Here is a 25,468-nt window from a genome sequence, read left to right as displayed (position 1 = left end):
GCTTGCGAATAGTTTTTTCATTTCACCTTAGCTTCCTGATGAATAAGTGGAAACATCAGAACTGGTAACGTACGCCCAGCACGAGGTTGCGCCCACGCAGCGGCGACTGATCCTTCACGAATGAGGTGTGGACGTAGGCTAGTTCGTTGAGCAGGTTGTTTGCGCGCACATAGAACTCGGCTGATTGGCGCAACGTCAGTTCGAAGCGGTACGCGAAGGTGGCGTTGAGCATGTCGTAGCCGTCGGTTTTTGTTTCGTAGGAGGCAATGCGGTCCTGCGAGAAGGTATGGTAGTACTCCACATCTGCCGAGAACGGCCCGCTCGACCATGCGTAGCGTGTGCCCAGCCGGCCTGGCGGGATGCGCGGCAGATTGTCGTCCTCGTTCTTGAACTTGGTGCGCACGTAGTCACCGAACAGGCTTAGCGTGTGGCCACCGTCGAACTGACGACTGATCTGGCCGTCGAGGCCGGTGAAGGTGGCGTCGGCGGCAGTGTAAAGCAGGTAGTTATGTGGAAGGCCGGTTTCACTATCGGTTTCGATCAGGCGCGCGAAGACGTAGTCCTGTATGTCTTGGTGGAACAAACCGACCTCGAATTCAACTTCGCCACCTTGCTTGCGGATAGTCAGGTCAGCCGACTTCGTCGTTTCCAGTACATCGGTGCGTGATGCAGGGAACGACGGGGAGTAGTAGGTCGCCTGCGTCAACCCGACCTCGAAGCTGTTGGTCGCAAGGTTGTTTCCCGCAGCGTACAACTCGCGCACACTAGGTGCGCGCTGGGTGCGCGCCAGACTGAACGATGTCGAGTAGCCGTTGCCCGCATTCCAGGCCACACCAATCGAAACAGAAAGCGGGTCGTTTTCCACGCCGGGATTGTTGGCAATGAAATCACCAATGACTTGCTCCTTGTAGCTATCTAGCGCGGCCATATAGTCTGGGCCATAGAGCATAGAAAGAAGGGCCGCAAGCTGATCGGAAACGTGCGTGATCAATGGCGGCACAGGTCGAGTGATTTCGCGCTTGTCCTTGCGCATCGCGAATTCCACGTCGAAAGCGCCGAAGCTGCCGCGTTCGCTAAAGAAAATCCCGGTGTCCTTGGTGACGTAGTCGTAGGGTGGCTCGAAACCAACGAATAAGTCCACGTTTTCGTAAGTGGATGACCGATGCATGTCGTTGATGTTGAGGCCGGTGAACGTGCCATCAGTGTGTTGCACGCCGAATGTCCCGGTGAAGCCGAACAATGGCTTGTGCGTCAGTTCAATACGTGCGTCGTTCACTTCATTGGTGTAACGCGTGAACAATGCCGGGCCATCGATTTCGTCATGCACATAATCAGTATGCGAGGCACGCAGGCGAATGTGCTGGATTCCGGTAATCAAGTCATGGTAATCCGCACGTAGATCGCTACGCTCGCTATGCAACTTGATATAGGCGGTATGCGCATCGGATGAACCAAACGGATCGTCGTATTCGTCATGCGCGGCGCAGTGCAGGTCGGTTCCGTGGGTGTGGCAAACGCCATTGATGTGCGAGTGGCCAGGCAACCCGTACTCGCTGTCTTGCTCCGAATAACCCGCGCCGACATAACCCTTCGAGGTGATCCACGACGCACCAAAACCCTTGGTCGTGCTCTCGGCGAATGAGTCCTTCAACTCGCCGCCCGGGATGTCGTAATCGCTGCTGTGATGGCGCGCCACTTCGGCATGGAAGGCGAATGGTCCCAGTCCAGCCGTGATCCGACCGACGCCGGTGTTTTCCTCATCGCCGGAACCAAGTCGCACTTCCGCCGCGCCGGCAATGCCGTTTTCGGGCAGTCTCCTTGGGATGCGCCCGTCGATCAGGTTGATCGCGCCGTTCATCGCGTTCCCGCCGTAGATGACAGCCGCCGGGCCGCGGATGATTTCGATGCCGTCCAGCAGCAGTGGGTCGGTGGTGATGGCGTGGTCGGGAGATACTGAAGACGCGTCGAACAGGCTGGCTCCATCGGAAAGGATTTCGATCCGTGGCAAGGTCTGCCCGCGGATAACCGGCCGGGATGCGCCGCCGCCGAAGTTATCCAGGTGCACGCCTGGCAACCCAACCAAGGTTTCTCCCAAACCGCCTTGGCGACGGTGTGCAAGTTCATCGCCGCTCAGCACTGTAATGGGCTGTGTCGTTAGTCCGGGCTTGCGGGTCTTTTCGCTGGTGACGACCAGTTCGTCCAGTTCGACTGGTGTGCGGGAGGTGTCCTCCTGTGCGAAAGCCCCTATTGGGGTAAATACCAAGCTGGCGATGGCGGAGGAAAGAACGCGGGCTTTCATCATGGGTTTCATTTCAGGTTGCAGGTGGCGGGGGAAAGGAAATTCGTGTTTCCGGATCAGCGATGCCAAGTGGGGAATGGATCGGGCAGTCCGAGCCAGCCATCCGGTCCGAGTGCCATCTCCTCGTCGGTCAGCAGGCAGGCTTCGAGTTCGGCACGGGTACGGGCTTCATCCAGCCCCACACCGATGATCGCCAGTTCCTGGCGGCGGTCGCCCCAAAGTGGGTGCCACAGGCGTTGCATGGCTTGATATTCCCGGGAGTCGGGCACTTCCAGTGGTGAAGGTGCCGCCGCCGACCAGCGTGCTGCTTCGGCTCGCGCCCAACCTAGCTCGGTCAATGGCGCCAGTGTTCGCTCGATGGGCGCAGGCGGCATGCCGATGCTCCCGTTGTCGACGCGATGGCGGGCGGCATACCAAAATCCGGCGGCGTGCGTCTGTGTCGACCCGCCCACCACGGCCAGCTCACCGACCCAATCCATGCGACTGGCCAGCCAGAAGAAACCTTTGCTGCGGATCACGCCATCGAGGCCGCGATTGAGAAGGCTGCCGAAACGCAGTGGATGGAACGGCCGGCGCGCGTTGAAGACGAAGCTGGAGATGCCGTATTCCTCTGTCTCGGGCGTGTGTTCGCCACGGAGTTCCTTCATCCAGCCCGGCGCAAGCTGCGCCTTGACGTAATCGAAGCGGCCGGTATCAAGGATCTCATCCAGCGGCAGGTCGCCATTGCGCGATTCGACGATTTTCGCGTCGCGATTCAGGCCGCGCAGCATGGATTTGGTCAGCACCAGCTTCTCCGGATCGGCGATGTCGCATTTGCTCAGCACGATGACATCGGCGAATTCGATCTGGTCGGCCAACAGGTTGACGATGCCACGCGCATCGTCTGGCCCGGCTTGTTGTCCAATGTCGGAAAGACGTTTCGCCGAGCCGAAATCGTCGATGAAACGCGCGCCGTCGACTACGGTCACCATGGTGTCCAGTCGCGCCACGTCGGACAGGCTGAAACCATGCTCGTCGCGCACCGCGAACGTCGCTGCCACCGGCATCGGTTCGGAGATGCCGGTCGACTCGATCAGCAGATAGTCGAAACGGCCTTCGTCGGCCAAACGCCGGACTTCCTGCATCAGGTCGTCGCGCAGCGTGCAGCAGATGCAGCCGTTGCTGAACTCGACCAGAGCCTCGTCGGTACGGCTCAGCGCCGCGCCACCGTCGCGGACCAGCGCCGCATCGATGTTGACCTCGCTCATGTCGTTGACGATCACCGCGACCTTGCGGCCTTCACGGTTGCGCAGGACGTGGTTGAGCACGGTGGTCTTTCCAGCACCGAGGAAGCCGGAAAGGACGGTAACCGGCAAGGGCGGACGGGTAGGGTTGGCAGGCGATTGGAGCATGCGATGGATCCTTGGCTGGCAGGTACTTGCGGTCCCGTCGGTCAGGCGGACAGCCATGGTGTCGGGCACCATGGATTATAATGTTATAACGTATCATCAAAGTTGCTTTATTTCGTGTAACTGCCTTTGCCGCCTGACTGGGGCACGGAACTCCAATGCCGATGTCCAGACGACGCTGCTTCCCCTTCGGTCCTGACTTGCAGGCTTGTTGCCATTGCGGCTGTCTCTGTGGGATTGGATTGAAGCCGATGTTGGGAGCATGGACGGCGCGGTATCGCTGCAGGCGGTGTCCTGAGTCCGCCTGATCTTCCAGTCCGCTCCCAAGGAGTCCTCGCCATGAAAGACGATATTGTTCCGGACAGCTACGAAGCCTGGCGGTATTGCATTGAGGTCGATTGCGGATTGCAGTTGAACGCTAGCTACATCCGCGAACGCATCGCGGCACTCGGGGATGCCAGTGACTATCACACCCAGCAATTCGTGCGTCGCTGGGGTGAGCCGCATCGGCAACGTGTGGTCACCTGGTTCCTCCGGGCAGGAAAAGAACTCGACACACGCCCGTCTTCCTGAAATCTCCCATTGTCGGCAGCGCCATCGCCGGCACTCGTCATTGGCAAGTCCGTATATGTGGAACAAGGGGCGAGAGTACCGGCACAACGCCGGACAAATGGCTGCCTTGAACGAACGAGGATCGATCATGAAGAAGCACCACCGACCGCCGCGACAAGCAGTTCCCGGTGACCTCGTGTCGTTGCAGCGCCGGCAATTGTTCAAGACAGTGATTTCGGCTGGTCTGCTGGCCTGCGTCGAGCCGGCACGCACGGCAAGCCGCTTGGTCCTGTTCCCGGACTATCCGTTCAAACTCGGAGTCGCTTCCGGGACGCCTTCTGCTGACGGCTTCGTACTGTGGACCCGCCTGTGCCCGGATCCGTTGCATGACGGTGGAATGGGGGTGATGCAGGTTCCGTTGCGCTGGGAAGTTGCTACCGACGAGCATTTCGGCAATGTCGTGCGATCCGGTCGGTGGTATGCGATGGCCGGCCTGGCGCACAGTGCCCATGTCCCGGTGACCGGCCTCGCCCCGGATCGTTGGTATTGGTATCGCTTCATCGCTGGCAACGAGGTCAGCCCGGTAGGGCGCACGCGCACGCTTCCCGCGGCTGGTGCGGAGGTCGACAGGCTGCGCTTCGCGCTTGCTTCCTGCCAGCATTTCGAGATGGGCTACTTCTCCTCCTACCGACATATGCTGCGCGACGATCCGGATATGGTCTGCTTCGTCGGTGACTACATCTACGAATACAACGCCAGCGACCGACGCGTGCGGGTGCATGCCCATCCCGAACCCTATTCGCTGCAGGAATATCGTGCCCGCTACGCGCAGTACAAGCTTGACCCGGATCTACAGGCGATGCATCAAGCCGTGCCGTGGATGCTCACCATCGACGACCACGAGGTAATGAACGACTGGGGCGGTGAACGGGGCGAGGACTACGACCCGAACTTTCCCGAACGCCGTGCCAACGCGCTGCAGGCGTACTTCGAACACCAGCCGCTGCCCATGGGTGCGCTGTTGCCGGATCGGCGCTTGCAGCTTTACCGTGGTTTCCAGATCGGTCGACTGGCCCGTTTCCACGTGCTGGACGACCGCCAGTATCGCGACCCGATGGTCTGCCCGCGCCCCGGCATGGCCGGAAGTCGATTCGATGTGACCGATGCGACCTGCGCACAGCGGCTGGATCCGAAGCGCAGCATTCTGGGGCACACACAGGAAACCTGGCTCGACAAGCAGTTCGCCGCGAGCAAAGAGCGCTGGAACGTGATCATGCAGCAAAGCCTGGTGTCACCGCTTCCCACACCTTCCGACGAGGGGTCCGAGTTTTTCACCGACGCCTGGGACGGCTATCCAAAGGCCCGCGACCGGATGGTTTCCGGCTTGCAGCACCACCGCGTCCGCAACCCGCTTATCATCGGCGGCGACTACCACTGCACAATTGCCTGCGACGTCAAGGCCGACTACGCGCGTCCGGAGTCGGCAATCATCGGCACCGAGTTCGTCGGCACGTCGCTAACTTCGCCCAGCATGTCCCAAGCGGTGCTGGACGCGAAGATAGCGGCCAACCCACATGCGCACTACGGAGACAGCACGCGCCGTGGTTACCTGATGTTCGACATGCGGCCATCGGGGGTGGAAGTGGAGGTGAGGAATCCGGAGAGCGTAACCGTGCATGACAGCGCATGCGCGACTACCCGGAAGTTTCGGGTCGAAGACGGGCGTCCGGGAGTCATGTCCGCCTGAAACCCGGGAGATTTGCCCGGGCGTGCTCCCGAGAAGGTTGTCGGGATGTCTTGGTGCAGCTCCGAACTGCACTAAACTGCTGCCGTTTCGACAGGCTCTCAGATCCTCGGCAAATGCATATCGGTCCTTACCGCATCGATCCCCCGTTGGTGCTGGCCCCGATGGCCGGCGTGACCGACAAACCGTTCCGCCTGCTGTGCAAGCGGCTCGGGGCAGGTTATGCCGTGTCCGAGATGACGATCAGTGATTCCCGTTTCTGGAACACCAGGAAAAGCAGGCTGCGAATGGATCACGCCGGAGAGCCCGAGCCGGTGGGCGTCCAGATCGCGGGGTCTGAACCTGCGTTCCTGGCTGAAGCGGCACGCTACAACGTGGCGCACGGCGCAGAGGTGGTGGATTTGAACATGGGCTGTCCCGCCAAGAAGGTCTGCAAAGCCTGGGCGGGTTCGGCGCTTTTGCAGGACGAAGTGCTGGTCGGTCGGATTCTGGATGCAGTGGTGAGGGCGGTGGACGTGCCGGTTACCCTCAAGATCCGGATCGGCTGGAACCGGGAAAACAAGAACGGGGTCGCCATTGCCCGCATTGCCGAATCGGCGGGTATCCAGGCGTTGGCAGTTCATGGGCGTACCCGGGACATGCATTATTCCGGCGAAGCCGAGTACGACACCATCGCGGCCATCAAGCAGGCGGTGAAGATTCCGGTGATGGCCAATGGGGATATCACGGATCCCGTGAAGGCTGGAGATGTGCTGAGGTTGACCGGCGCCGATGCGCTGATGATCGGCCGGGCGGCACAGGGGCGGCCCTGGATATTTCGCGAGGTCTCGCACTACCTGAAGACCGGAGAATTGCTTCCGCCGCCAGAGCCGGCCGAGGTCGGTGACATTCTGCTGGGCCATCTGCAGCAGCTCTATGTCCATTACGGCGAGCAGGGTGGCGTGCGGGTAGCCCGCAAGCATCTGGGCTGGTATTCCAAGGATCGGCCCGAGAACACGGGTTTCCGGGCGGTTGTCAATCTGGCCGAAACCGCCGATGACCAGATGAGGCTCACCCGAGAGTATTTCGAGGCACTGCAGTCGGGCGCATTATCCAGATTCGCCAAGGCAGCGTGACTTTCCCTGAGTGGTGAAAGGCCGCCCTGAGTGTCGCCGATTTCCCGACCGGGGTGGGGAGGACGTTCCGAATCGATCCCAGCCCTGCATTTGCAGAGGCTTGAATCGGCACCAGCGCCAGTGGTGGGTCGAGCGTATATGGGCCGATCTGCATGACGCACATCCCGGCTGGCAGTACGGGCACGAAAAAGCCCGGACGTGCCGGGCTTTCCGTCATGCGGTTGTTACCATTGTGGATCAGGCGGTCTCGTCGACCACCTCGGCGTCCGGTGCGTTCTTCTTCACCGACTCGATGCCGTTCTCGCGCGAGGCCTCGCTTTCGTACATTTCGCTGGTGCCGATCACCTGGCCATTGCCGGCGAGCAGGTTGAAGAACGGCTTGCCGTTGCTGGAGGTCTTGCGCTCGAACTTGCCATCGTCCGGTGCGTTCTTCTGCACCGACTCGATGCCGTTCTTGCAGCCGGACTTGTCGGCATAGCCCTGGCTGGCCAGGATGACCTGGCCGTTGCCGGCCTTCAGGTTGAACTGGAAGTCTCCATTGCTACGCTTGCTGATCACGAATTTTCCGGCCATGACGTCTCCTTTCCGGTGGGTTGAAGGCACAGGGTAGTGCAGGAACGATTAGCGCTTTGTTACGGTTGCTGCGTCAGGTCAGGTTCGACAGCACGCCGGCGATGGTGGCGGTCATCAGGGTGGCGATGCTGCCGCCCAGTACGGCGCGCAGGCCGAGGCTGGCCAGATCGTGGCGCCGTTCCGGCGCCAGCCCGCCGATGCCGCCGATCTGGATGGCGATCGAACTGAAATTGGCGAAGCCGCACAGCGCATAGGTGGCGATCAGCACCGAATGCGGCTGCAGGCCGTCGCGGACCCCGGCCAGCTGCGCATAGGCGAAGAATTCGTTCAGCACCACCTTGGTGCCGATCAGCGAACCGATGTCGCCGGCGTCCTGCCACGGCACGCCGATCACCCAGGCCACCGGTGCCAGCAGGTAGCCCAGCAGCACCGACAGGTCGAGTTGGCGGCCGATGATGTCGTTGATGCCGCTGACTTCGCCCAGCCAGCTGATTGGCGCGTTGACCAGCGCGATCAGCGCGGTGAACGCCAGCAGCATGGCGCCCACGTTCAGCGCCAGCTTCAGGCCGTCCGAGGCGCCGGAGGCGGCGGCGTCGATGATGTTGGTGGTGGTCTTCTCCGCGGTCACGTGCACTGTGCCCAGGGTCTGCGGGGTGCCGGTTTCCGGCATCAGCACCTTGGCGATGACCAGGGTGGCCGGCGCGGCCATGATGCTGGCAGTCAACAGGTGCTTGGCGAAATAGGCCTGCTGCACCGGATCGCCACCGCCCAGCATGGTCACGTAGGCGCCGAGCACGCCGCCGGCGATGGTGGCCATGCCGCCGACCATCAGGGTCAGCAGTTCCGACCGGGTCATGCCCATAATGTACGGCTTGACCACCAGCGGCGCCTCGGTCTGGCCGATGAAGGCATTGGCGCACACGCTGAGGGTTTCCGCGCCGGACACCCGCATCAGCTTGGTGATGCCCCAGGCCATGCCGCGCACGATCGCCTGCATCACCCCGATGTGGTACAGCACGCTCATCAGCGAGGCGAAGAAGATGATCGTCGGCAGCACCTGGAAGGCGAAGATGAAACCGTACTTGCCGGCTGCGCCGGCGGAGGTGTCGCCGGCCCCCAGGGCGAAGGTCTGCCCGACCAGATTGGTGTCGGCCAGGCTGCCGAAGATCAGCGCGCTGCCTTGCTGGGTGAACCCCAGCAGCTTGACGAAGCCGCTGCTGAGCGCATCGAAGATGGCCGCGCCGAACGGGGTCAGCAACACGAAGCAGGCCACCACGATCTGCAGCACCAGGCCGGTGGCGACCAGCTTCCAGCTGACCTGCCTGCGGTTGCTGGAGAAGACCCAGGCGATGCCGATCAAGACCGCCAGCCCGAACAGGCCGAACCCGATACGCCCAAGTGCTTCCAGCATGCAGTCCCCGGCTCTTTGCAATAGGTATTCAAGCAGACTAGTGCAGTGCCGGGGTGGCGGCAAGCTGCGCCGGCATCAGCCGATGCCGCGGAACGCCACCCACAGGCCCAGCGCCAGGAATACCGCCGCGGCCAGCCAGCGCGCCAGCTTCAACGGCAGCTTGTCGGCGAAACGGTGGCCCAGCCAGACCACCGGCAGGTTGGCCAGCAGCATGCCCAGGGTGGTGCCGGCGACGATTTCCCACAGCGGCGAATAACGGGTCGCCAGCAGCACGGTCGCGACCTGGGTCTTGTCGCCGATCTCGGCCAGGAAGAAGGCGATGGTGGTGGCGATGAAGGCGCCGTGCGCCGGCAGTTTTTCGCCTTCGGTATCCAGCTCGTCCGGCTTGAGCGTCCACAGCGCCACGCCGATGAAGCTGGCGGTGACGATCCAGCGCAGCACCTGCGGCGACAGCAGGTTGGAGATTTCCATGCCCAGCCAGGCCGAGATGGCATGGTTGACCACGGTGGCGGCGAGGATGCCCAGCGCGATCGGCCAGGGCTTGCGGAAGCGGGCCGCCAGCAGCAGGGCGAGCAGCTGGGTCTTGTCGCCGATCTCGGCCAGCGCCACCGTACCGGTGGATACCCACAGGGCTTGCAGGGACAGCATGGGGGATTTCTCCAGGAGCCGGGCACTTCGCATGGACGCGAAGGCAAACGCCGCGCTGCCCGGCTCCGGGTTGCGCCACGCTTGCCTTCGGTCTTGCCCGGTCGGCGAAGCCAGGCTTCGCGACCCCTGCGCACCATGGCCGGCAGGCCAAGTGTGTTGATGCGCGGTCCCGCCAGATAGGCGGATGGGCTACTCCCCGGAGGAAAGTGGCCGGAATTGTAGGGCAGGGGTCCGGGTTGACTATGTAATGAGAATCATTATCATCAACTACCAAGCCGATATACCCGCCCTGTCACGCAGCACGAAGGAGACCATGCCATGCGCGTACACCCCGCCGTCCTGTCTTTGCCCGATGTCCGTCCGTTTCGCGAACCGGTCGCGGATGCGTGCCGGTCCGCCGAGGATGCGCTGAGCAGCGATACCCTGCTCAATGGCCGCCGTGAGGTGCTGATCCGCCATGGCGACCGCGTCTACCGCCTGCGTCACACCAGCAACGACAAGCTGATTCTGACCAAGTAATACCTGGGCACCGCATTTGCGGCTGGGTTCGCCGCAAGACAACCACGCAACGTTCTCTCCACCTGGGCGCCAGCCATCGGCAACACCGGCCGCCAGCCTTCCGGGTTCGCAATTCAAACCCATCAGGAAAGCTCCGTGCCGATGATCCGTCCCTCCGTCCTGACCGCTGCCCTTTGGCTAGCCATTTCGTCCCATACCCATGCGCAGGCCACGGCGTCTTCGGCGCCCGATGGCGCCGCCGATGCGGCCGTGACCGAATTCGATCGCATGCAGGTCACCGCCACCCGCACCGAACGCGCGGTGGCCGACGTGCCGAACAGTGTCGATGTGGTGACCCGCGAGCAGATGGACCGGCAACTGGTGTTCGACATCGCCGATCTGGTCCGGTACGAGCCCGGGGTCACGGTGACCTCCAGTTTCGGCCGCTTCGGTTTGGGCGGTTTTCGCATCCGTGGCCTGGAAGGCAATCGCGTGCGCATCCAGACCGACGGCATCCCGGTGTCCGATGCGTTCAGCATCGGCAGTTTCTCCAATGCCAACCGCAACTTCGTCGACCTGGATACGCTGAAACAGGTCGAGATCGTGCGCGGTCCGACCAGTTCGCTGTACGGTTCGGACGCGCTCGGCGGCGTAGTGTCGTTCATCACCAAGGATCCGAACGATTATCTGGCCGACGGCAGCGACGCCTACTTCGGCCTCAAGTTCGGCTATGCCGGCGACTGGGACGGCCTGTTCGCCGGCGCCACGGCCGCGTTCGGCGGCGAGCGCTGGAGCGGCATGGCCGCGGTCAGCCATCGCCAGGGCCAGGAACCGGAGAACCAGGGAGAAACCGGCGGCGCCGGCAGCACGCGCACCCTGCCGAATCCGCAGGACCGTGATGGCCGCAGCCTGCTGACCAAGCTGGTGTTTGCGCCCGACGCCGGCCAGCGCTTCCGGCTCACCGTGGAAGGCAACGAGGACAGCGCCGATACCGATGTGCTGACCTCGCAGGGCTATCAGGCGCTGACCGGAGCGAGCAACGACGTCGTGTTCGCGCACGACCACCAGACCCGGGCGCGAGTGTCGTTCGCCCACGAGTGGGACGACCTGAACGCCGCATTCGCCGACAGCCTGGACTGGCAGATCTATCGCCAGGACAGCGAGACGACCCAATACACCCGCGAGGAGCGCACGCTGCCGGCGCCGACCCTGCAGGACATCCGCGAACGCGAGTTCAACTTCGACCAGCGCAGCTACGGCGTGCAGGCCAATTTCCGCAAGCGTATCGACGGCGCGGTGACGCATGAACTGGCCTATGGCCTGGACCTGGTACGGACCGAGACCCGGCAGAAGCGCGATGGCCTGCGCAGCTATCCGCTGACCGGCGTCAGCACCCCGGTGATGCTGCCGGACATCTTTCCGGTGCGCGATTTTCCGATCAGCAGGACCACCACCGCGGCGCTGTACGTGCAGGACGAGATTGTCTTCGCTGACGGCGCTTTCCGCCTGGTGCCCGGGCTGCGCGTGGATCACTACCGGCTGCGATCGGACGTGGACAACATCTTCGCCGAGGACAATCCCGACATGGTCGTGGCAGACATCAGCGAAACCAGCGTGTCGCCGAAACTGGGCATGGTCTGGCGCTTCGCCGATGCGTGGTCGCTGTTCGGCGGATACGCGCACGGCTTCCGCTCACCGCCGTACAACGACGTCAACATCGGCTTCACCAACGTGATGTTCGGCTACACCGCCATCGCCAATCCCGACTTGAAGCCGGAAACCAGCGACGGCGTCGAACTCGGCCTGCGCTACATCGGCGATGCGGCCTGGGCCAGCCTGTCCGGCTACTACAACCGCTATGAGGATTTCATCGAGTCATACGTGTTCACTGGTATCAGCGATGAAGGCTTGGCGGTCTACCAATCGCAGAACGTGGCCGAGGCGGAGATCCACGGCGTCGAGCTTAAGGCAGGCGTGGACTTCGGTGCGCTGTCGGCGGCGTGGGACGGCTGGTCGCTGCGCGGAGCAGCGGCGTGGTCGCGTGGCGAGAACCGGACCGATGACGTGCCGCTGGACAGCGTCGACCCTTTCACCGCCACCGTGGGCATCGCCTTCGACCGCGAGCGCTGGGGCAGCGAGCTGGCCGTACGCCATGCCGGCCGCAAGGACCGTGTTTCCGATCCCACCCTGTTCCAGGCGGATGCCTATACCGTGCTCGACCTGTTCGCGCATTTCGATTTCGCCCCCGGCGCCAGCGTCAACCTGGGCGTGTTCAACCTGACCGACAGGAAATACTGGGCCTCGGGCGACGTGCCGCTGACCGCGGCCGGCAGCAGCGTGCTTGACCGCTACACCAGTCCCGGCCGCAACCTGTCGGCCAGCCTGACCTTGGCGTGGTAGCCGGCATGGCGCAGGCATTGCCGCATCCGCAGCAACTGGCCGCACTGGGTACGGTGCTGTGCCTGTACCGGCCGCAGCACGGCAGCGAGCTGTCGGGCTGGACGCAGGCGGTGCGCACGCAGGTGCAGGCCGGCGTGGACAGCGACGGTTTGCGCGAAAGCCTGTCGTTCTACGACGCGCAAGGCGCGTGCTGCTGGCGCTTGTGCCTGCTGCCGGACAGCGACTTCCTGGCCTGGGACCGGCTACTGGCCAGCCTGCCGGCCGCTGCGGAGCCGCCGGCTGTTTGCCGGGTGGACGAGCGCTTGTGGCGTCGCCTGGCCCGGCGCTTGCTGGGCGAGTCCTGGCGCGCCACTCCGTTGCAGTTGCACGCCATGTCCCGCTACGGTGCGCTGCCGACCTTGGCCGCCAGTCCGGTGCCGGTATCGGCGTTGGGCGCGGCCACCGCGCAGGCGATCGTCCGCGCCGAGGGCGCCGAAGGCGAATGCCGCGTGGACGACTGCTGCTGCGCGCGCTCGGCCCTGCTGGCCGAGGCCGCGTTCTCGACAAACAACCCGATTGCCGGGCCGGCGGCGGCAATGCCGCTGGTCAGGCTCGGATAAGATCCACCCCGTTCCTTGTGGAGACAGCCACCATGAAATTCACCCCGGTCGCCATCGCCTTGCTGATCGCCTTGCCGTTGCAGATCGGCGCCGCACACGCATCCGCACCGCTCGAACGCGACCGTGCCGCGATCCTGGCCATGCAGGGCGAGTACCTGGTCGATTTCGCCTTCGACGAGACCGTGCTGCTGCAACCCGGCTACGAGCGCGCGCCGGCGATGCGCAGCGGCGGCGACGAAGTGGTGATCGTGGTCGAGGACGCGCCGGGCAGGATCGTGTTGCAGCACCTGCTGGTGGACGAGAAGAGCGGCCACGTGACCAAGCATTGGCGGCAGGACTGGATCTACGAGGCGGCTAGCCGCTTCGAGTTCAGCGACGAACAGACCTGGACGGTGCATCCGCTGTCGCCCGAACAAACCGCTGAGGCCTGGACACAGTGCGTGTACGAGGTCAGCGACGCGCCGCGTTATTGCGGAACCGGGCGCTGGGAATACGCCAACGGCATCGCCAGCTGGACCAGCGACCTGAGCTGGCGGCCGTTGCCGCGCCGCGAATACACCCGTCGCAGCGACTACAACGCACTGGCGGTGGTCAATCGCCACACCATCACACCGGGCGGCTGGACCCACGAGCAGTTCAATACCAAGGTACTGCGCAAGCCAGACGGCAGTCAGGTCGAAATCGCGCGCGAGTTCGGTTTCAACGACTACCAGAAGGATACCGACGTCGACTTCACCCCGGCCTACGATTACTGGAACGCGACCCGCGACTATTGGGCGCGGGTGCGCCAGCGCTGGGACGGCTTCCTGTCCGCACCGCCGGGCTTGCACCTGAAGACCAGGATCGACGGCATGGCGCTGATCGTCCCGCTGTTCACCCAGGCCGAGCAGGTGCAGGAGGACAAGTCGGTCGCCGATGCGGAGATCGACGCCGCCTTCGCCGAATGGGTCGAGCCGGCGCACGCGACCACCGCGGCCACTGTCCGCTGAAGCCTTCGCGACACGCCCGCGGACGCGGTTACAGCACGCTGAGTGAAGGCGGTGCCGGTGGCTTGGGTGGCGCCGGCGGTTTGGGAGGTTTCGGTGGCGCGGGGATGCGGAACGGCATGGCCTTGGGCACCTTGATCCGGGTGGTCGCGGCCTTGCGGTCGCGCAGGTACTCCACATCGACCTGGCTGTCGGCCGGCTTGGCGCGCAGCGCGGCCATCGCCTCGCGCGGGGTGCCGACCGCCTTGCCGTCGATGCGGCGGATCACGTCGCCGGCCTGCAGCCCGGACAAGTCCTCGCCGGCACTGAGCACCAGCACACCGGTGTCGGTGCCGAAGTAGCGACCCAGGCCGGGGTCGACTTCGGCCAGGTTCAGTCCGTTCCAGCGGAAGGCTTCGCTGAGCACGCTGAAGCTGCAATCCTTGTCACCGCAGTCGCCGTTGATGGCCAGACTGACGTCGCGGCCGATCTGCGCGGTCATGTCGTGCAACTGCTGGATATCCACGCGCGCATCATCGATGTTGAAGCTGAAGTCGCCGTCGTCATTGTGGAACACGAAGGTCCGCGGCGTCCGTCGCGGGGTCAGCTTGACGCTGCTTTCGCGGCCACTGCGCACATAGCCGATGCGCACCGGCGTATCGGTGTCGAGCTTGCCCAGCAACAGACGTGCGTTCTTCAGCCGGGTGCCGGCATCGCTGCCCAGCAGCGGCGTGCTATCGACGCTGACGATGTGGTCGCCGGACTTCAGGCCCGCTTCGTCGGCAGCGCTGTCCGGGGTGACGCCGCCGATGCGCACGCCGGTCTGGTTGTCCGGCGTCAGAATCACGCCGATCACCGGGCGCTGCGAGAAACTGTGCGCCAATGCCTGCAGTTCGTCCGATTGCGACAGTTCCTTCGACAGCTCGGCGACGTGGCGCGCGGCTTCGGCCAGTTCCTCGCGCGCCGCGGCGAGTTCGCGCCGGGCTTCGGCGCGTTCGCGGTCGATCTCTGCCCGCTCCCGTGGACTGGTCTGCGCGCGCAACGGGCCGGTGGTGGCGATGCAGGCAAGCAGGGCGGCCGCCAGCAGGGAGGGGGAGGGTTTGAAGGCTTTCATGGGAATCACCTGTGCTTCGTCGTCGATGCGGGATGGGTGTCGGTTCAGTACACGGCGACCAGTTGGCCGTCGTAGGTCTGGCCGTGGGTGGACAGCCAGCGTTGGGTGCTTTCGAAGCCGACCAGCTGCTGCAGCGTGTCCACGCGTTCGCGCCACAGCCGGTTGCGCTGGGCGTCGGCCAGCGCCGGCTGCGCCAGGGCGGCATCGATCCAGCCCAGCCGCTGCGTCAGTTCGTCGCTGGTCGCCGCCGCCGGGCCGCTGAGCACGCGGTCGTCGCGAGCCTGCGCCAGCAGGCTTTCCAGCTGCGCGGACTGCAGGTACAGCGCGTCCAATTCCTCGCTGGCGGCGATCGCCTGCGCGGGCGCGGTCAGGGTCCTGGCTGCCGTTTCCGGCCTGGCGGGGGTCGGGTCGGCGCCGGGGTGTGGAATCCGCGAGCCGGCAGTGGCGGGATCGGTCGTTTGTGTCGCCACGACAGGCGTGTCGTCGGATGGAACGAGTTCGCCGCGCCATGCCAGCGGCACGACCAGGGCCAGGGCGAGCATCGCCGCCACCGCCCAGCCGATGGAGCGTCGGTAAGTCCGACGCGGTGGCCGGATCTCGGCGGCGAGCCGCTCCCAGGCGCTGTGCGCGGGCTGCTCCAGCGGCAGCGCGGACAGCGCTTCGGACCAGTTGCCGGGCAGGTCGCGGGGGCGGGTATCGTCAGGCATGGGCGGGTTCCTCCACCTGGAGCAGGGCGCGCAGGCGACGCAGGCCGCGCGCGAGTTGCGATTTGGAAAAGCTGGGCGTGCGTTGCATCAGCGCGGCGATTTCGTCGTGGGTGTAACCCTCGGCGTGGTACAGCCAGATCACGCTGCGGGTGGTCGCCGGCAGTTCGCCCAGCGCGCGTTGCAGCAGGGCGGCGTCGGCGGCGGCCGGCGGCAGCGGCGCCAGGTCTTCGCCGAACCGGGATTCCTCCACGCCGTCGATCTCGCAGGCGCGGCTGCGGTCCCGGCGCAGCCGCATCAGCGCCTCGTTGACCGCGATCTGCCGCAGCCAGCCCCAGAACGGGCTGCCGTTGTCGCCGCGGAAGTCGGCCACCTGGCGGATCAGTTTCAGCATGGTGTCCTGCAGCACTTCCTGGGCATCTTCGCGGTTGCCGCACATCCGCAGCGCCAGCGTGTAGACCGGGCGTTCGAACCAGCGGTACAGCTGCTCGAAAGCCTCGGCCTGCCCGGCACGGGCACGCCCCAGCAGGCTGGCGGGCACGTCGATGGCGAAGCTGGAACCGGGCGTGGCGGTGGCTGGCATACCCTGACAAGGATGCGCGGGAGGGGAAAAGCGTTGCAGCCGGCGGCGGCGCCCCGGCCCACCCCACCGGCCCCCATCGCAGCCCCTATACTGCCGCCAGGACATCCCGACTCATTGTGTAAGGAGAAATCTCATGCCAGGTGGAGTTCCGCTCGCCATCATCGTCCTGATCGCAGGCATCATCATCCTGTTCAAGACCGTGCGGATGGTGCCGCAGGGCTACGAGTGGACGGTGGAGCGTTTCGGCAGGTACACCCATACCCTGTCGCCGGGCCTGCACTTCCTGATCCCGGTGGTGTACGGCGTGGGTCGCAAGATCAACATGATGGAACAGGTGCTGGACGTGCCCAGCCAGGACGTGATCACCAAGGACAACGCGGTGGTGACCGTGGATGGGGTGGTGTTCTTCCAGGTGCTGGACGCGGCCAAGGCGGCCTACGAGGTGGCCAACCTGGAAGTGGCGATGATCGCCCTGGTGCAGACCAACATCCGTACCGTGATCGGTTCGATGGACCTAGACGAGTCGCTGAGCCAGCGCGAGACGATCAATGCCCAGCTGCTGACCGTGGTCGATCAGGCCACCAACCCGTGGGGCGTCAAGGTGACCCGGATCGAGATCCGCGACATCCAGCCGCCGCGCGACCTGGTCGATGCGATGGCCCGGCAGATGAAGGCCGAGCGCGAGAAGCGCGCGCAGATCCTCGAGGCCGAGGGCATGCGGCAGTCGCAGATCCTGCGCGCCGAGGGCGAGAAGCAGTCGGCGATCCTGGAAGCCGAGGGCGAGAAGGAGGCCGCGTTCCGCGAAGCCGAGGCGCGCGAGCGTCTGGCCGAGGCCGAAGCCAAGGCTACGCAGATGGTGTCCGAGGCCATCGCCCAGGGCGATGTGCAGGCGATCAACTATTTCGTTGCGCAGAAGTACGTCGAAGCGTTCGAGAAGCTGGCCACCGCGCCCAACCAGAAGTTCGTGCTGATGCCGATGGAAGCCAGCGGGATCATCGGTTCGCTGGGCGGGATCGCCAAGCTGGCGCAGCAGGCGCTGGACGACAAGTCGCAGGGCGGTGCGCCGGCCCGTGCGACCTTCCCGAGCGGGGGCTGAGCCATGCGCTGGGACGTGACGGCCTGGGCCGCGATCGCGCTGCTGCTGTTCGCCGCCGAGGCGATGGCGCCGGGCGCCTTCATGCTGTGGATGGGCTTCGCCGCAGCGGCGGTGTTCCTTGCCGTGTTGGTGGTGCCGGGCATTCCGCTGCTGGCCCAGGTGGCCGCGTTCGTGGTGCTGAGCTTCGTTGCCATCCAGGTCTATCGGAAGTGGTTCCGCCGCAGCGGGCGCGAAAGCGACCACCCGACCCTGAACCAGCGCGCCAGCCAGAACATCGGCCGGGTGGTGATGCTGGAACAGGCCATCGTCGGCGGCCACGGCCGGGTCAAGATCGGCGACACCTTCTGGATGGTGGAGGGCCCCGACCTGGCAGCCGGTGCGCCGGTGCGGGTCATCGCCACCGACGGGATGACGCTGAAAGTGCAGCCGGAGTGATCGTCGCCCGGCACGCGGGGCCGACGCATCTGGGATAATCGCGCCTTTCCGCAACCAGGCAGGCGCGATGACCCGCAAGACCGTCCTCAACGAAACCCACCGCGCGCTCGGCGCCAAGATGGTCGACTTCGGCGGCTGGGACATGCCGATCCACTACGGCTCGCAGATCGAGGAACACCACCAGGTCCGCCGCGACGCCGGCATGTTCGACGTCAGCCACATGACCGTGGTCGACCTGCACGGCGCGCGCGTGCGCGAATTCCTGCGCCGGCTGGTCGCCAATTCGGTGGACAAGCTCAAGCGCCCGGGCAAGGCGTTGTACACCGCCATGCTGGACGAAAGCGGCGGCGTGATCGACGACCTGATCGTGTACTACCTGGGCGAGGACTTCTTCCGCCTGGTGGTCAACGCCGCCACCCGCGACAAGGACCTGGCCTGGATCGGGCAGCAGGCCGCCGCGTTCGGTATCGAGGTCAGGGAGCGCGCCGACTTCGCCATGATTGCCGTGCAGGGCCCCAATGCCCGCGAGCGGGTGCTGGGCCTGCTGCGCGAAGCCGACCGTGATGCGGTCGCCGCCATCGGTCGCTTCAGTGCCGTCGAGGCGGTGGCGACGGCCGGCACGCCGCTGTTCGTCGCCCGTACCGGTTACACCGGCGAAGACGGCTTCGAGATCGTGTTGCCGCAGGAGGCAGCGGTCGGGTTCTGGAACAGTTTGCTCGAAGCCGGGGTGAAGCCGGCTGGCCTTGGCGCGCGCGACACCCTGCGGCTGGAAGCCGGCATGAACCTGTACGGCCAGGACATGGACGAGAGCACCACGCCGTACGAAGCGGCGATGGCCTGGACGGTGGCGCTGGACGCGGGCCGCGATTTCATCGGTCGCGCCGCGCTGGAGGCGCAGCAGGCCGCCGGCGTGCCGCGCAAGCTGATCGGCCTGGTGATGGACGAGAAGGGCGTGCTGCGGCACGGGCAGAAGGTGCTGACCGATGCCGGCGACGGCGAGATCCTCAGCGGCACCTTCTCGCCGACCCTGGGCAAGGCGATCGCCTTCGCCCGCGTGCCGGTCGCCGCCGGCGACCCGGTGCGGGTCGATATCCGCGGCCGCGAAGTGCCGGTGCGCACGGTCGGGTTCCCGTTCGTCCGCGACGGCCAGGCGCAGCCGGGCGTGCTGGGCTGAATCTGCGGGCTGCCCGCTTCCCACACCGTATTCCTTCGCTACACTAGTTCCACTTCCGCCCCACCCGCGCAATGCCGGAGCAGCCAAGATGAGCGATATCCCAGGCGATCTGAAATTCCTCAAGTCACACGAATGGGCCCGCGTCGAAGGCGACGGGCGCGTCACCGTCGGCATCTCCGACCATGCCCAGGGCCTGCTCGGAGACCTGGTCTATGTGGAACTGCCGAATGTCGGCGACCGGGTCGAAGCCGGCAACGCCTGCGCGGTGGTCGAGTCGGTGAAGGCCGCGTCGGACGTCTACAGTCCGGTGACCGGCAGCGTGGTCGAGGTCAACGAATCGCTGGCCGACAAGCCCGAGACGATCAACGAGGACGCCTACGGCGACGGTTGGCTGTTCGTGGTCGTGGCCGAAGAGCCGGACCAGCTCAACGACATGCTGTCGCCGGACGACTATGCCGAGTTGCTGGAAGACGAGGATCACTGACGCCAGGCAACGGCATCCGATCCGCCGTCGAACGTCATACCGACCCGCGCCCAGGCGCGGGTTTTTGTTTTTGCAAAACGACGCACCGGATTCGTTCGACGATGTCTTCGCTTGTCCCGCGCATGCGTCGGGGGTGGTCCGACAGGGGAGAAATTTTTGCGCAAAACGGTGCGTTCGGACCTTGTGCAGCGCGAAATCCGGGGTGCGGGCGAGCACCGTTCGTCAGCCGAAATTTAGCCGCGGTTCGGCATGTGACGATCCTTCCCGACGCGCATCCGCAAGTGCCGCGCAAGAACGCGGCCGCATTCAAGATGCAAAAAAACAGCGGGAAAAATGCGCTTTTCTTTTTTCGCGATCAATCGATGCGCATGCATTCGAAGCGAACGGCCGGATGGATGGACGGCGTATACCGACACGCGGCTTGCCGATCGTTCCTGCAGAGGTCGAAAAAAATTTTGGAAAAGTGTTGACACTTGAAAAAAGCGTGATTAGGTTTCGCCCCAGCAGAACTTTGCTGCGGAAGCAAGTGAGTCGGGTCATCGCGACGAAACGGACAACAACAAGGTTTCTCAACCGTACCGTCATCGAGAAGTACGTCGGCTTCGCTTCCCTCCGAAAATGTCCTGCCAGGGGAAATGCGAGTTTCAGATTCATGTCGTCCACCCGCGTCGAGCCTGTCGCGGGTGTTGGCGTGCATGGGGTAGCTGCAGCCATCGGCTGTGACGCCCGATCCATCCGCTCCGGCGCGCCTGGCGCGTTGGCGGTTGCCGCCGGGTCCGACTCCCGCGGCGTTTTCTTGCAACTGGGCTAAGCAACACGGATCCATCAATTGATAGCAAACTGACGAGGAGCCATCACATGGCAACGAAGAAAGCAACGAAGAAAAAGGTGGCCAAGAAAGCCGCCAAGAAGAAGGTAGCCAAAAAGGCCACCAAGAAGGCAGTGAAGAAGGTCGCGAAGAAGAAGGTAGCCAAGAAGGTCGCCAAGAAGAAGGTGGCCAAGAAGGTCGCGAAGAGGAAGGTAGCCAAGAAGGTCGCGAAGAAGAAGGTCGCCAAGAAGGCGGTGAAGAAGGCCGCGAAGAAGAAGGTTGCCAAGAAGGTCGCGAAGAAGAAGGTAGCCAAGAAGGTCGCGAAGAAGGCGGTGAAGAAGGCTGCCAAGAAGAAGGTCGCGAAGAAGGCCGTCGCCAAGAAGACCGTGAAGAAGGCTGCCAAGAAGAAGGCTGCCAAAAAAAAAAATAAGTCCAAAAAAGTAGCAGCAGTGGCGATGCCGGCCATGCCGGCGCCGCTGATCTGATACAACCCCGATAGACCGTAGTACCCACTCGAACTCCCTTCCCGGCTGCCCAGCGGGAGGGGAGTTTTTTATGGGCGCGTCAGCCGGTGGTCGCCGGCATGCACGGCATACACGCTGGCCATGCGTTCAGGCCGCAGCCTTGTCGCCGCGCGGAGCGGCAACCGGATCATTCCGGAGAGGCGCTGGCCTTGCTTGAAGAGCTGCCTTGGGTGCGCGGCGATGCGGATTCCGCATCAGCATCGTTCTCGTCCTTGTCCTCGCCTGCCAGCAGCAATTGGTCGGTCGGCAGAACGTCCAGCCAGGGGCCGCCCTGCAAACCAAATGCACGATCCAGGATGGTCGGTAGCAGGCCGCTGGGGAGCGAACTGCTGCCGTTCCACATCAGCGCCACGCCGAGGTCGCGCTCGGGCACCAGGGCGATCAGCGAACGGTAGCCCTCGACGGCTCCGGCATGAAACACCACCGGATGCCCGGCGTATTCGAACACCCGCCAGCCGAGCCCGTAGCCGGCGGCCCAGATGCGTTCGCGACGCCAGCCGCGGCCCATCTGTCCCGGCGTGGCGATGACCGGGGCGTGCAGGGTGGCCAGCAGCGGCAACGGCAGCACGTCGGTGCGGTGCCCGGTCTGCGCCAGCAGCCATTGCGCCATGTCGCTGGCGCTGGCGTTGACGCCAGCGGCGGGCGGCAGCCGGTAGTAGGTCGGCTTGGGCATCAGCGATACCCAGCCGTTGCGGCTGCGCGAATGCGGCTTGGCCCAGTGCCGGCTGTGTTCGATCCCGGCCAGGCCGAGGCTGGCGTCGCGCATGCCCAGCGGAGCGAACAGGCGCTGCTGCACCAGTTGCTCGTAGCTTTGCCCGCTGGCTTCGCGGACCACGTCGCCGATCAGGCTGAAGGCCACGTTCTGGTAGGCGTAGCAGTCGCCGGGGGCGCAGGCCAGCGGCGCGTCGGCCAGCTTGTGGGTGACCTGCTGGTAGCTGGCATAGGCTTCGATATCGCGATCGAAGCTGTTGTAGTGCTTCAGGCCAACGCGATGGCTGAGCAGGTCGGCCACCGTCACCTTGGCAGTGGCGTAAGGGTCGCTGAGCCGGAAGTCGGCCACGTAGTCGTCGACCTTGCTGTCCCAGCGCAGGGTGCCGTCGTTGACCAGCAGGCCGGTCACGGTGCCGGCGAAGGCCTTGGACAGCGAAGCCAGGCGGAACACGGTGTGGCCATCGACGGCCTGTGGCGACACCACGTCGGTCACGCCGTAGCCGCGCGCACTGAGCACGCGGCCGTCCTGGACGATGGCCATGGCCAAGCCGGGCACCCGCTGGCCGATAGTCAGCTCGCTCGCCATCGCCTCGAAACGGGCGACGTCGAAGCCGCGGGCAGGCGGCTGCACCTGCAGGCTGGCCAGTTGGGTGCGGTACGGCAGCGGTTGCGCGGGTGCTTCGTAACCTCCGCTGGCGGCCGTCTGCGCGGGCGCAGCGCCGTCCCAGCGCAATACTGCCGGCGTCTGCGCCGACAGCGGTGCGATGCAGGTGAGCAACGCGGCCGACAATGCCGTCCGCGGCGATATCATCCCCAGGAGCTTCCGTGTCGTGCCGGCGCCGTTCACTTTCATTGCGTCTCGTGCCTGCGTAAGCTGTGTTCAACCGGATAATAAGTCGGTTGTTTCGGATATCACAAACGGGGTGAAGTCAGATGGCCATGATGCTGTTCACATTGCTGGCGATTATCCTTGGACTGGTCGTACTGGCTGCGTTGTGGGCGATGGGCGTCTACAACGGACTGGTCACGGCCCGCAACGCGTTCAGGAACGCCTTCGCCCAGATCGACGTGCAGCTGCAGCGCCGCTTCGACCTGATCCCCAACCTGGTCGAAACCGCCAAGGGCTACCTGACCCACGAGCGCGAGACGCTGGAAGCAGTGATCGCCGCGCGTTCGGCGGCGCAGTCGGGTCTGGCCGCGGCCAAGGCCAATCCGGGCGACCCGCAGGCGATGGCCCAGCTGGCCGCCGCGCAAGGGCAGCTGAATGCGGGTCTGGGACGGTTGCTGGCGGTGGCCGAGGCCTATCCCGACCTGAAGGCCAATCAGAACATGATGCAGCTGAGCGAGGAGCTGAGCTCGACCGAAAACAAGGTCGCCTTCGCCCGCCAGGCCTACAACGACTCGGTGATGGCCTACAACAACCGTCGCGAGGTGTTTCCGTCCAGTCTGGTCGCCAACACGTTCGGCTTCGCTGCGGCGGCCCTGCTGGACATTCCGGCGGAGAAGGCCGAGCAGGTGCGTGAGGCGCCGAAGGTGCAGTTCTAGGCACCAGCGGCCGGTCGTCGGGCGGTTCGCCCCACCGATCCGGCGCGGCAGCGAGATGAATTTCTTCGAACACCAGGCCGCGGCGCGTCGCAGTTCCACCCGCATGGTGGTGCTGTTCGCGCTGGCGGTGGCCGGCATCGTGCTGGCGGTGGATGCCGCGGTGCTGGTGCTGTTCGGCGGCGTTCTCGGCGGTGGCGGCAGCGCTGGGTCGATGGCAGCCCTGTTGCTGCTGAGCACGCTGGCGACGCTGGCAGTGATCGGCCTGGGCTCGCTGTACCGCATCGCCAGCCTGCGCGGCGGCGGCGAAGCGGTGGCACTGCAGCTGGGCGGCAGCCGGGTGCCGGAGGACACCACCGATTTCAACCTGCGCCGGCTACGCAACGTGGTCGAGGAGATCGCGATTGCTTCCGGCGTGCCGATGCCGAAGCTGTTCGTGCTGGAGCAGGAGTCGGCGATCAACGCCTTCGCCGCCGGCTACGCGCCGACCGATGCGGTGGTGGCGGTGACCCGCGGCGCGCTGGAACGGCTCAACCGCGACGAGCTGCAAGGGGTGATCGCGCACGAGTTCAGCCACATCCTCAACGGCGACATGCGGCTGAACATCCGCCTGATGGGCGTGCTGTTCGGCATCATGATGCTCAGCATCATCGGCCAGCGCATCCTGGTACACACCCGCGGCGGGCGCAGCAAGGAAGTCGGCGCGGTGCTGGCGCTGGCCGCGGTGGCGATGGCGGTCGGCGGCATCGGCCTGTTCTTCGGCCGCATGATCAAGGCCGGCGTCAGTCGCCAGCGCGAGATGCTGGCCGATGCCTCGGCCGTGCAGTTCACCCGCCAGACCACCGGCCTGGCCGGCGCGCTGAAGAAGATCGCCGGACTGCACGACGGTTCGCAACTGGCCGATCCGGGCCAGGCCGAGGAAGTCAGCCACATGCTGTTCGGACAGGGGCGTCGCTATTCGAGCCTGTTCGCCACCCATCCGCCGCTGCTCGAACGCATCCGCAAGCTGGAGCCTTCGTTCAACCCGCAGCAGCTGGAGCGGCTGACCGCGGGCTGGGCGCTGTCGCCGCCGGATGGATTGCAGGAAGACATCGCCCTCGGCCTGGCCGAAGCTGGCGGAGCGCCGTTGCCGCCGCCGCTGCCGCCACGCGAGGGCACGGTGACGGTGACCGCGCCGATGGTGGTGGAGCAGGTCGCCACGCCGGCTGCGGACGACTATCGCCGTGCCGGCGACATCATGGACGCCATCCCGGCCGAACTGCGCGCACTGGCCGCGCAGCGCGACGCGGTGATGCCGCTGCTGCTGGGGCTGTTGCTGGACGCCGATGCCGGCGTGGCCGCGCTGCAGCGCAGCGAGATCGTGCCCCGCCTGGGCGAGGCCGTGGCGCAGCGCGCATTCGACCTGCGGCAGGCGCATCTGGCCGAACTGCACCCGATGCTGCGTCTGCCGCTGGCTTCGCTGGCCTTCCCGGTGCTGCGGCTGCGCCCACGCCCGGAGCTGGGAGCGTTCATGGATTGCGTGCATGCGGTGGTCAATACCGACGGCAAGGTGTCGCTATTCGAATACTGCCTGGGCCGGCTGCTGGAAACCCAGCTGGTCGAGTCGCTGGACCCGGCGCGACATGCGCGCCTGGGCCGGCGCAAGCCGGGCAATGTGAAGCAGGAGTTCGCAACCCTGCTGGCGGTGCTGGCGCAGGCCGGCAACCCCAGTCCGATGGACGCGCAACGCGCCTATCTGGCCGGGTTGCACCGGATCCTGCCGCGCGACCACCTGCCTTACGCGCCGCCGGCCGAAGGCGTGCGCGCGCTGGACGCGGTCTGGGGACCGCTGGACGCGCTGGACCCGCTGGCCAAACAGGTGATGGTCGAGGCCATCACCGAGACCATCAGCCACGACAATCGCGTTTCCGTGTCCGAAGCCGAACTGTTGCGCACCGTCTGCGGCGTGCTGCACTGCCCGCTGCCGGCAATGCTGGAAAAGGGCTGACTGGCCGATCCTCCGGGGAGCTCTCGTTGATTTGAGAAGGCCCGGTGGTGAGAGTTCCGCATGGAAGGCATGCCATATCCGGAATCCGGGCCAGGGGATCCGATTTCCGCTGTT

24 protein-coding genes are annotated in these 25,468 nt (G+C 65.0%); 14 read left to right on the top strand and 10 right to left on the bottom strand.

All coding sequences use genetic code 11. The features are described 5' to 3' along the window. Window positions 1-55: 55 nt before the first annotated feature. Window positions 56-2,368, bottom strand: coding sequence for a TonB-dependent receptor domain-containing protein (locus CSC70_RS05330; RefSeq protein WP_211369423.1), 2,313 nt, complete (start codon window positions 2,366-2,368; stop codon window positions 56-58). Next, window positions 2,356-3,690, bottom strand: a complete 1,335-nt coding sequence (locus CSC70_RS05325; protein WP_162455835.1) for a GTP-binding protein — start codon at window positions 3,688-3,690, stop codon at window positions 2,356-2,358. Before CSC70_RS05325 ends, CSC70_RS05330 begins: the two co-directional genes overlap by 13 nt. Before the next feature lie 336 nt (window positions 3,691-4,026). On the opposite strand from CSC70_RS05325, the gene CSC70_RS05320 reads away from it, so the two are divergent. From CSC70_RS05320 to dusB, 3 genes are all read left to right on the top strand, one after another. After that, on the top strand, window positions 4,027-4,260 hold the full coding sequence (locus tag CSC70_RS05320; RefSeq protein ID WP_162455621.1) for a hypothetical protein: 234 nt from the start codon (window positions 4,027-4,029) through the stop codon (window positions 4,258-4,260). A gap of 127 nt (window positions 4,261-4,387) precedes the next feature. Then, window positions 4,388-5,986 (top strand): alkaline phosphatase D family protein, encoded by a 1,599-nt coding sequence (locus tag CSC70_RS05315; RefSeq protein WP_162455620.1) that lies wholly within the window; start codon window positions 4,388-4,390, stop codon window positions 5,984-5,986. Between the two features lie 113 nt (window positions 5,987-6,099). After that, on the top strand, window positions 6,100-7,098 hold the full coding sequence (gene dusB / locus CSC70_RS05310) for a tRNA dihydrouridine synthase DusB (protein ID WP_162455619.1): 999 nt from the start codon (window positions 6,100-6,102) through the stop codon (window positions 7,096-7,098). Between the two features lie 237 nt (window positions 7,099-7,335). On the opposite strand, the gene CSC70_RS05305 is transcribed toward dusB, so the two are convergent. From CSC70_RS05305 to CSC70_RS05295, 3 genes are all read right to left on the bottom strand, one after another. Beyond that, window positions 7,336-7,671, bottom strand: coding sequence for a YegP family protein (locus tag CSC70_RS05305; protein ID WP_162455618.1), 336 nt, complete (start codon window positions 7,669-7,671; stop codon window positions 7,336-7,338). Between the two features lie 73 nt (window positions 7,672-7,744). After that, window positions 7,745-9,082 (bottom strand): NupC/NupG family nucleoside CNT transporter, encoded by a 1,338-nt coding sequence (locus tag CSC70_RS05300; protein WP_162455617.1) that lies wholly within the window; start codon window positions 9,080-9,082, stop codon window positions 7,745-7,747. 75 nt (window positions 9,083-9,157) lie between these two features. Then, window positions 9,158-9,730 (bottom strand): TMEM165/GDT1 family protein, encoded by a 573-nt coding sequence (locus CSC70_RS05295; protein WP_211369422.1) that lies wholly within the window; start codon window positions 9,728-9,730, stop codon window positions 9,158-9,160. Between the two features lie 318 nt (window positions 9,731-10,048). On the opposite strand from CSC70_RS05295, the gene CSC70_RS14845 reads away from it, so the two are divergent. From CSC70_RS14845 to CSC70_RS05275, 4 genes are all read left to right on the top strand, one after another. After that, window positions 10,049-10,249 (top strand): hemin uptake protein HemP, encoded by a 201-nt coding sequence (locus CSC70_RS14845; RefSeq protein WP_162455616.1) that lies wholly within the window; start codon window positions 10,049-10,051, stop codon window positions 10,247-10,249. A gap of 141 nt (window positions 10,250-10,390) precedes the next feature. Then, complete coding sequence (locus CSC70_RS05285; RefSeq protein ID WP_162455615.1) at window positions 10,391-12,628, top strand: TonB-dependent hemoglobin/transferrin/lactoferrin family receptor; 2,238 nt, start codon at window positions 10,391-10,393, stop codon at window positions 12,626-12,628. Window positions 12,629-12,633: 5 nt separating this feature from the next. Then, complete coding sequence (locus CSC70_RS05280; protein ID WP_246189330.1) at window positions 12,634-13,227, top strand: ChuX/HutX family heme-like substrate-binding protein; 594 nt, start codon at window positions 12,634-12,636, stop codon at window positions 13,225-13,227. Between the two features lie 32 nt (window positions 13,228-13,259). Beyond that, window positions 13,260-14,216 carry a DUF6607 family protein gene (locus CSC70_RS05275; protein ID WP_162455614.1) on the top strand — a complete coding sequence of 319 codons (957 nt, stop codon included), beginning with the start codon at window positions 13,260-13,262 and terminating at the stop codon, window positions 14,214-14,216. Between the two features lie 28 nt (window positions 14,217-14,244). On the opposite strand, the gene CSC70_RS05270 is transcribed toward CSC70_RS05275, so the two are convergent. The 3 genes from CSC70_RS05270 to CSC70_RS05260 are packed head-to-tail and all read right to left on the bottom strand — an operon-like array spanning window position 14,245 to window position 16,593. After that, the gene (locus CSC70_RS05270) at window positions 14,245-15,306 is read right to left on the bottom strand and encodes a PDZ domain-containing protein (protein WP_162455613.1); all 1,062 of its coding nucleotides are present in this window, start codon (window positions 15,304-15,306) and stop codon (window positions 14,245-14,247) included. A 44-nt stretch (window positions 15,307-15,350) separates the two neighbouring features. Further along, window positions 15,351-16,013, bottom strand: a complete 663-nt coding sequence (locus CSC70_RS05265) for a hypothetical protein (protein WP_162455612.1) — start codon at window positions 16,011-16,013, stop codon at window positions 15,351-15,353. After that, window positions 16,006-16,593 carry an RNA polymerase sigma factor gene (locus CSC70_RS05260; RefSeq protein ID WP_162455611.1) on the bottom strand — a complete coding sequence of 196 codons (588 nt, stop codon included), beginning with the start codon at window positions 16,591-16,593 and terminating at the stop codon, window positions 16,006-16,008. Before CSC70_RS05260 ends, CSC70_RS05265 begins: the two co-directional genes overlap by 8 nt. Before the next feature lie 133 nt (window positions 16,594-16,726). On the opposite strand from CSC70_RS05260, the gene CSC70_RS05255 reads away from it, so the two are divergent. The 4 genes from CSC70_RS05255 (at window position 16,727) to gcvH (ending at window position 19,782) form a co-directional block, all read left to right on the top strand. Continuing rightward, window positions 16,727-17,689: an SPFH domain-containing protein gene (locus CSC70_RS05255; protein ID WP_162455610.1), complete on the top strand. Its 963-nt coding sequence runs from the start codon at window positions 16,727-16,729 to the stop codon at window positions 17,687-17,689. A gap of 3 nt (window positions 17,690-17,692) precedes the next feature. Further along, the gene (locus CSC70_RS05250) at window positions 17,693-18,124 is read left to right on the top strand and encodes an NfeD family protein (protein ID WP_162455609.1); all 432 of its coding nucleotides are present in this window, start codon (window positions 17,693-17,695) and stop codon (window positions 18,122-18,124) included. 67 nt (window positions 18,125-18,191) lie between these two features. Then, window positions 18,192-19,298 carry a glycine cleavage system aminomethyltransferase GcvT gene (gene gcvT / locus CSC70_RS05245; protein WP_162455608.1) on the top strand — a complete coding sequence of 369 codons (1,107 nt, stop codon included), beginning with the start codon at window positions 18,192-18,194 and terminating at the stop codon, window positions 19,296-19,298. Window positions 19,299-19,386: 88 nt separating this feature from the next. Continuing rightward, the gene (gcvH, locus tag CSC70_RS05240) at window positions 19,387-19,782 is read left to right on the top strand and encodes a glycine cleavage system protein GcvH (protein ID WP_162455607.1); all 396 of its coding nucleotides are present in this window, start codon (window positions 19,387-19,389) and stop codon (window positions 19,780-19,782) included. Window positions 19,783-20,088: 306 nt separating this feature from the next. On the opposite strand, the gene CSC70_RS05235 is transcribed toward gcvH, so the two are convergent. After that, complete coding sequence (locus CSC70_RS05235) at window positions 20,089-20,436, bottom strand: hypothetical protein (RefSeq protein WP_162455606.1); 348 nt, start codon at window positions 20,434-20,436, stop codon at window positions 20,089-20,091. 204 nt (window positions 20,437-20,640) lie between these two features. Here CSC70_RS05235 and CSC70_RS05230 point away from each other — a divergent pair, with 204 nt between their 5' ends. Continuing rightward, window positions 20,641-21,075, top strand: a complete 435-nt coding sequence (locus tag CSC70_RS05230; RefSeq protein WP_162455605.1) for a histidine biosynthesis protein HisIE — start codon at window positions 20,641-20,643, stop codon at window positions 21,073-21,075. Between the two features lie 166 nt (window positions 21,076-21,241). Here the strand turns inward: CSC70_RS05230 and CSC70_RS05225 are convergent, their stop codons facing one another. Continuing rightward, the gene (locus tag CSC70_RS05225; protein ID WP_162455604.1) at window positions 21,242-22,636 is read right to left on the bottom strand and encodes a serine hydrolase domain-containing protein; all 1,395 of its coding nucleotides are present in this window, start codon (window positions 22,634-22,636) and stop codon (window positions 21,242-21,244) included. Between the two features lie 128 nt (window positions 22,637-22,764). Between CSC70_RS05225 and CSC70_RS05220 the strand changes: the two genes are divergently transcribed. Then, window positions 22,765-23,370: a LemA family protein gene (locus CSC70_RS05220; protein WP_246189329.1), complete on the top strand. Its 606-nt coding sequence runs from the start codon at window positions 22,765-22,767 to the stop codon at window positions 23,368-23,370. A 55-nt stretch (window positions 23,371-23,425) separates the two neighbouring features. Next, on the top strand, window positions 23,426-25,354 hold the full coding sequence (locus CSC70_RS05215; protein WP_162455603.1) for a M48 family metallopeptidase: 1,929 nt from the start codon (window positions 23,426-23,428) through the stop codon (window positions 25,352-25,354). The last annotated feature ends 114 nt before the right edge of the window (window positions 25,355-25,468 follow it).

This window comes from Pseudoxanthomonas kalamensis DSM 18571 (assembly GCF_010211745.1).
Taxonomy (GTDB): Bacteria; Pseudomonadota; Gammaproteobacteria; order Xanthomonadales; family Xanthomonadaceae; genus Pseudoxanthomonas_A; species Pseudoxanthomonas_A kalamensis.
The sequence above is the reverse complement of the archived record's forward strand: the minus strand, read 5'-3'. Positions and strand labels throughout refer to the sequence as shown.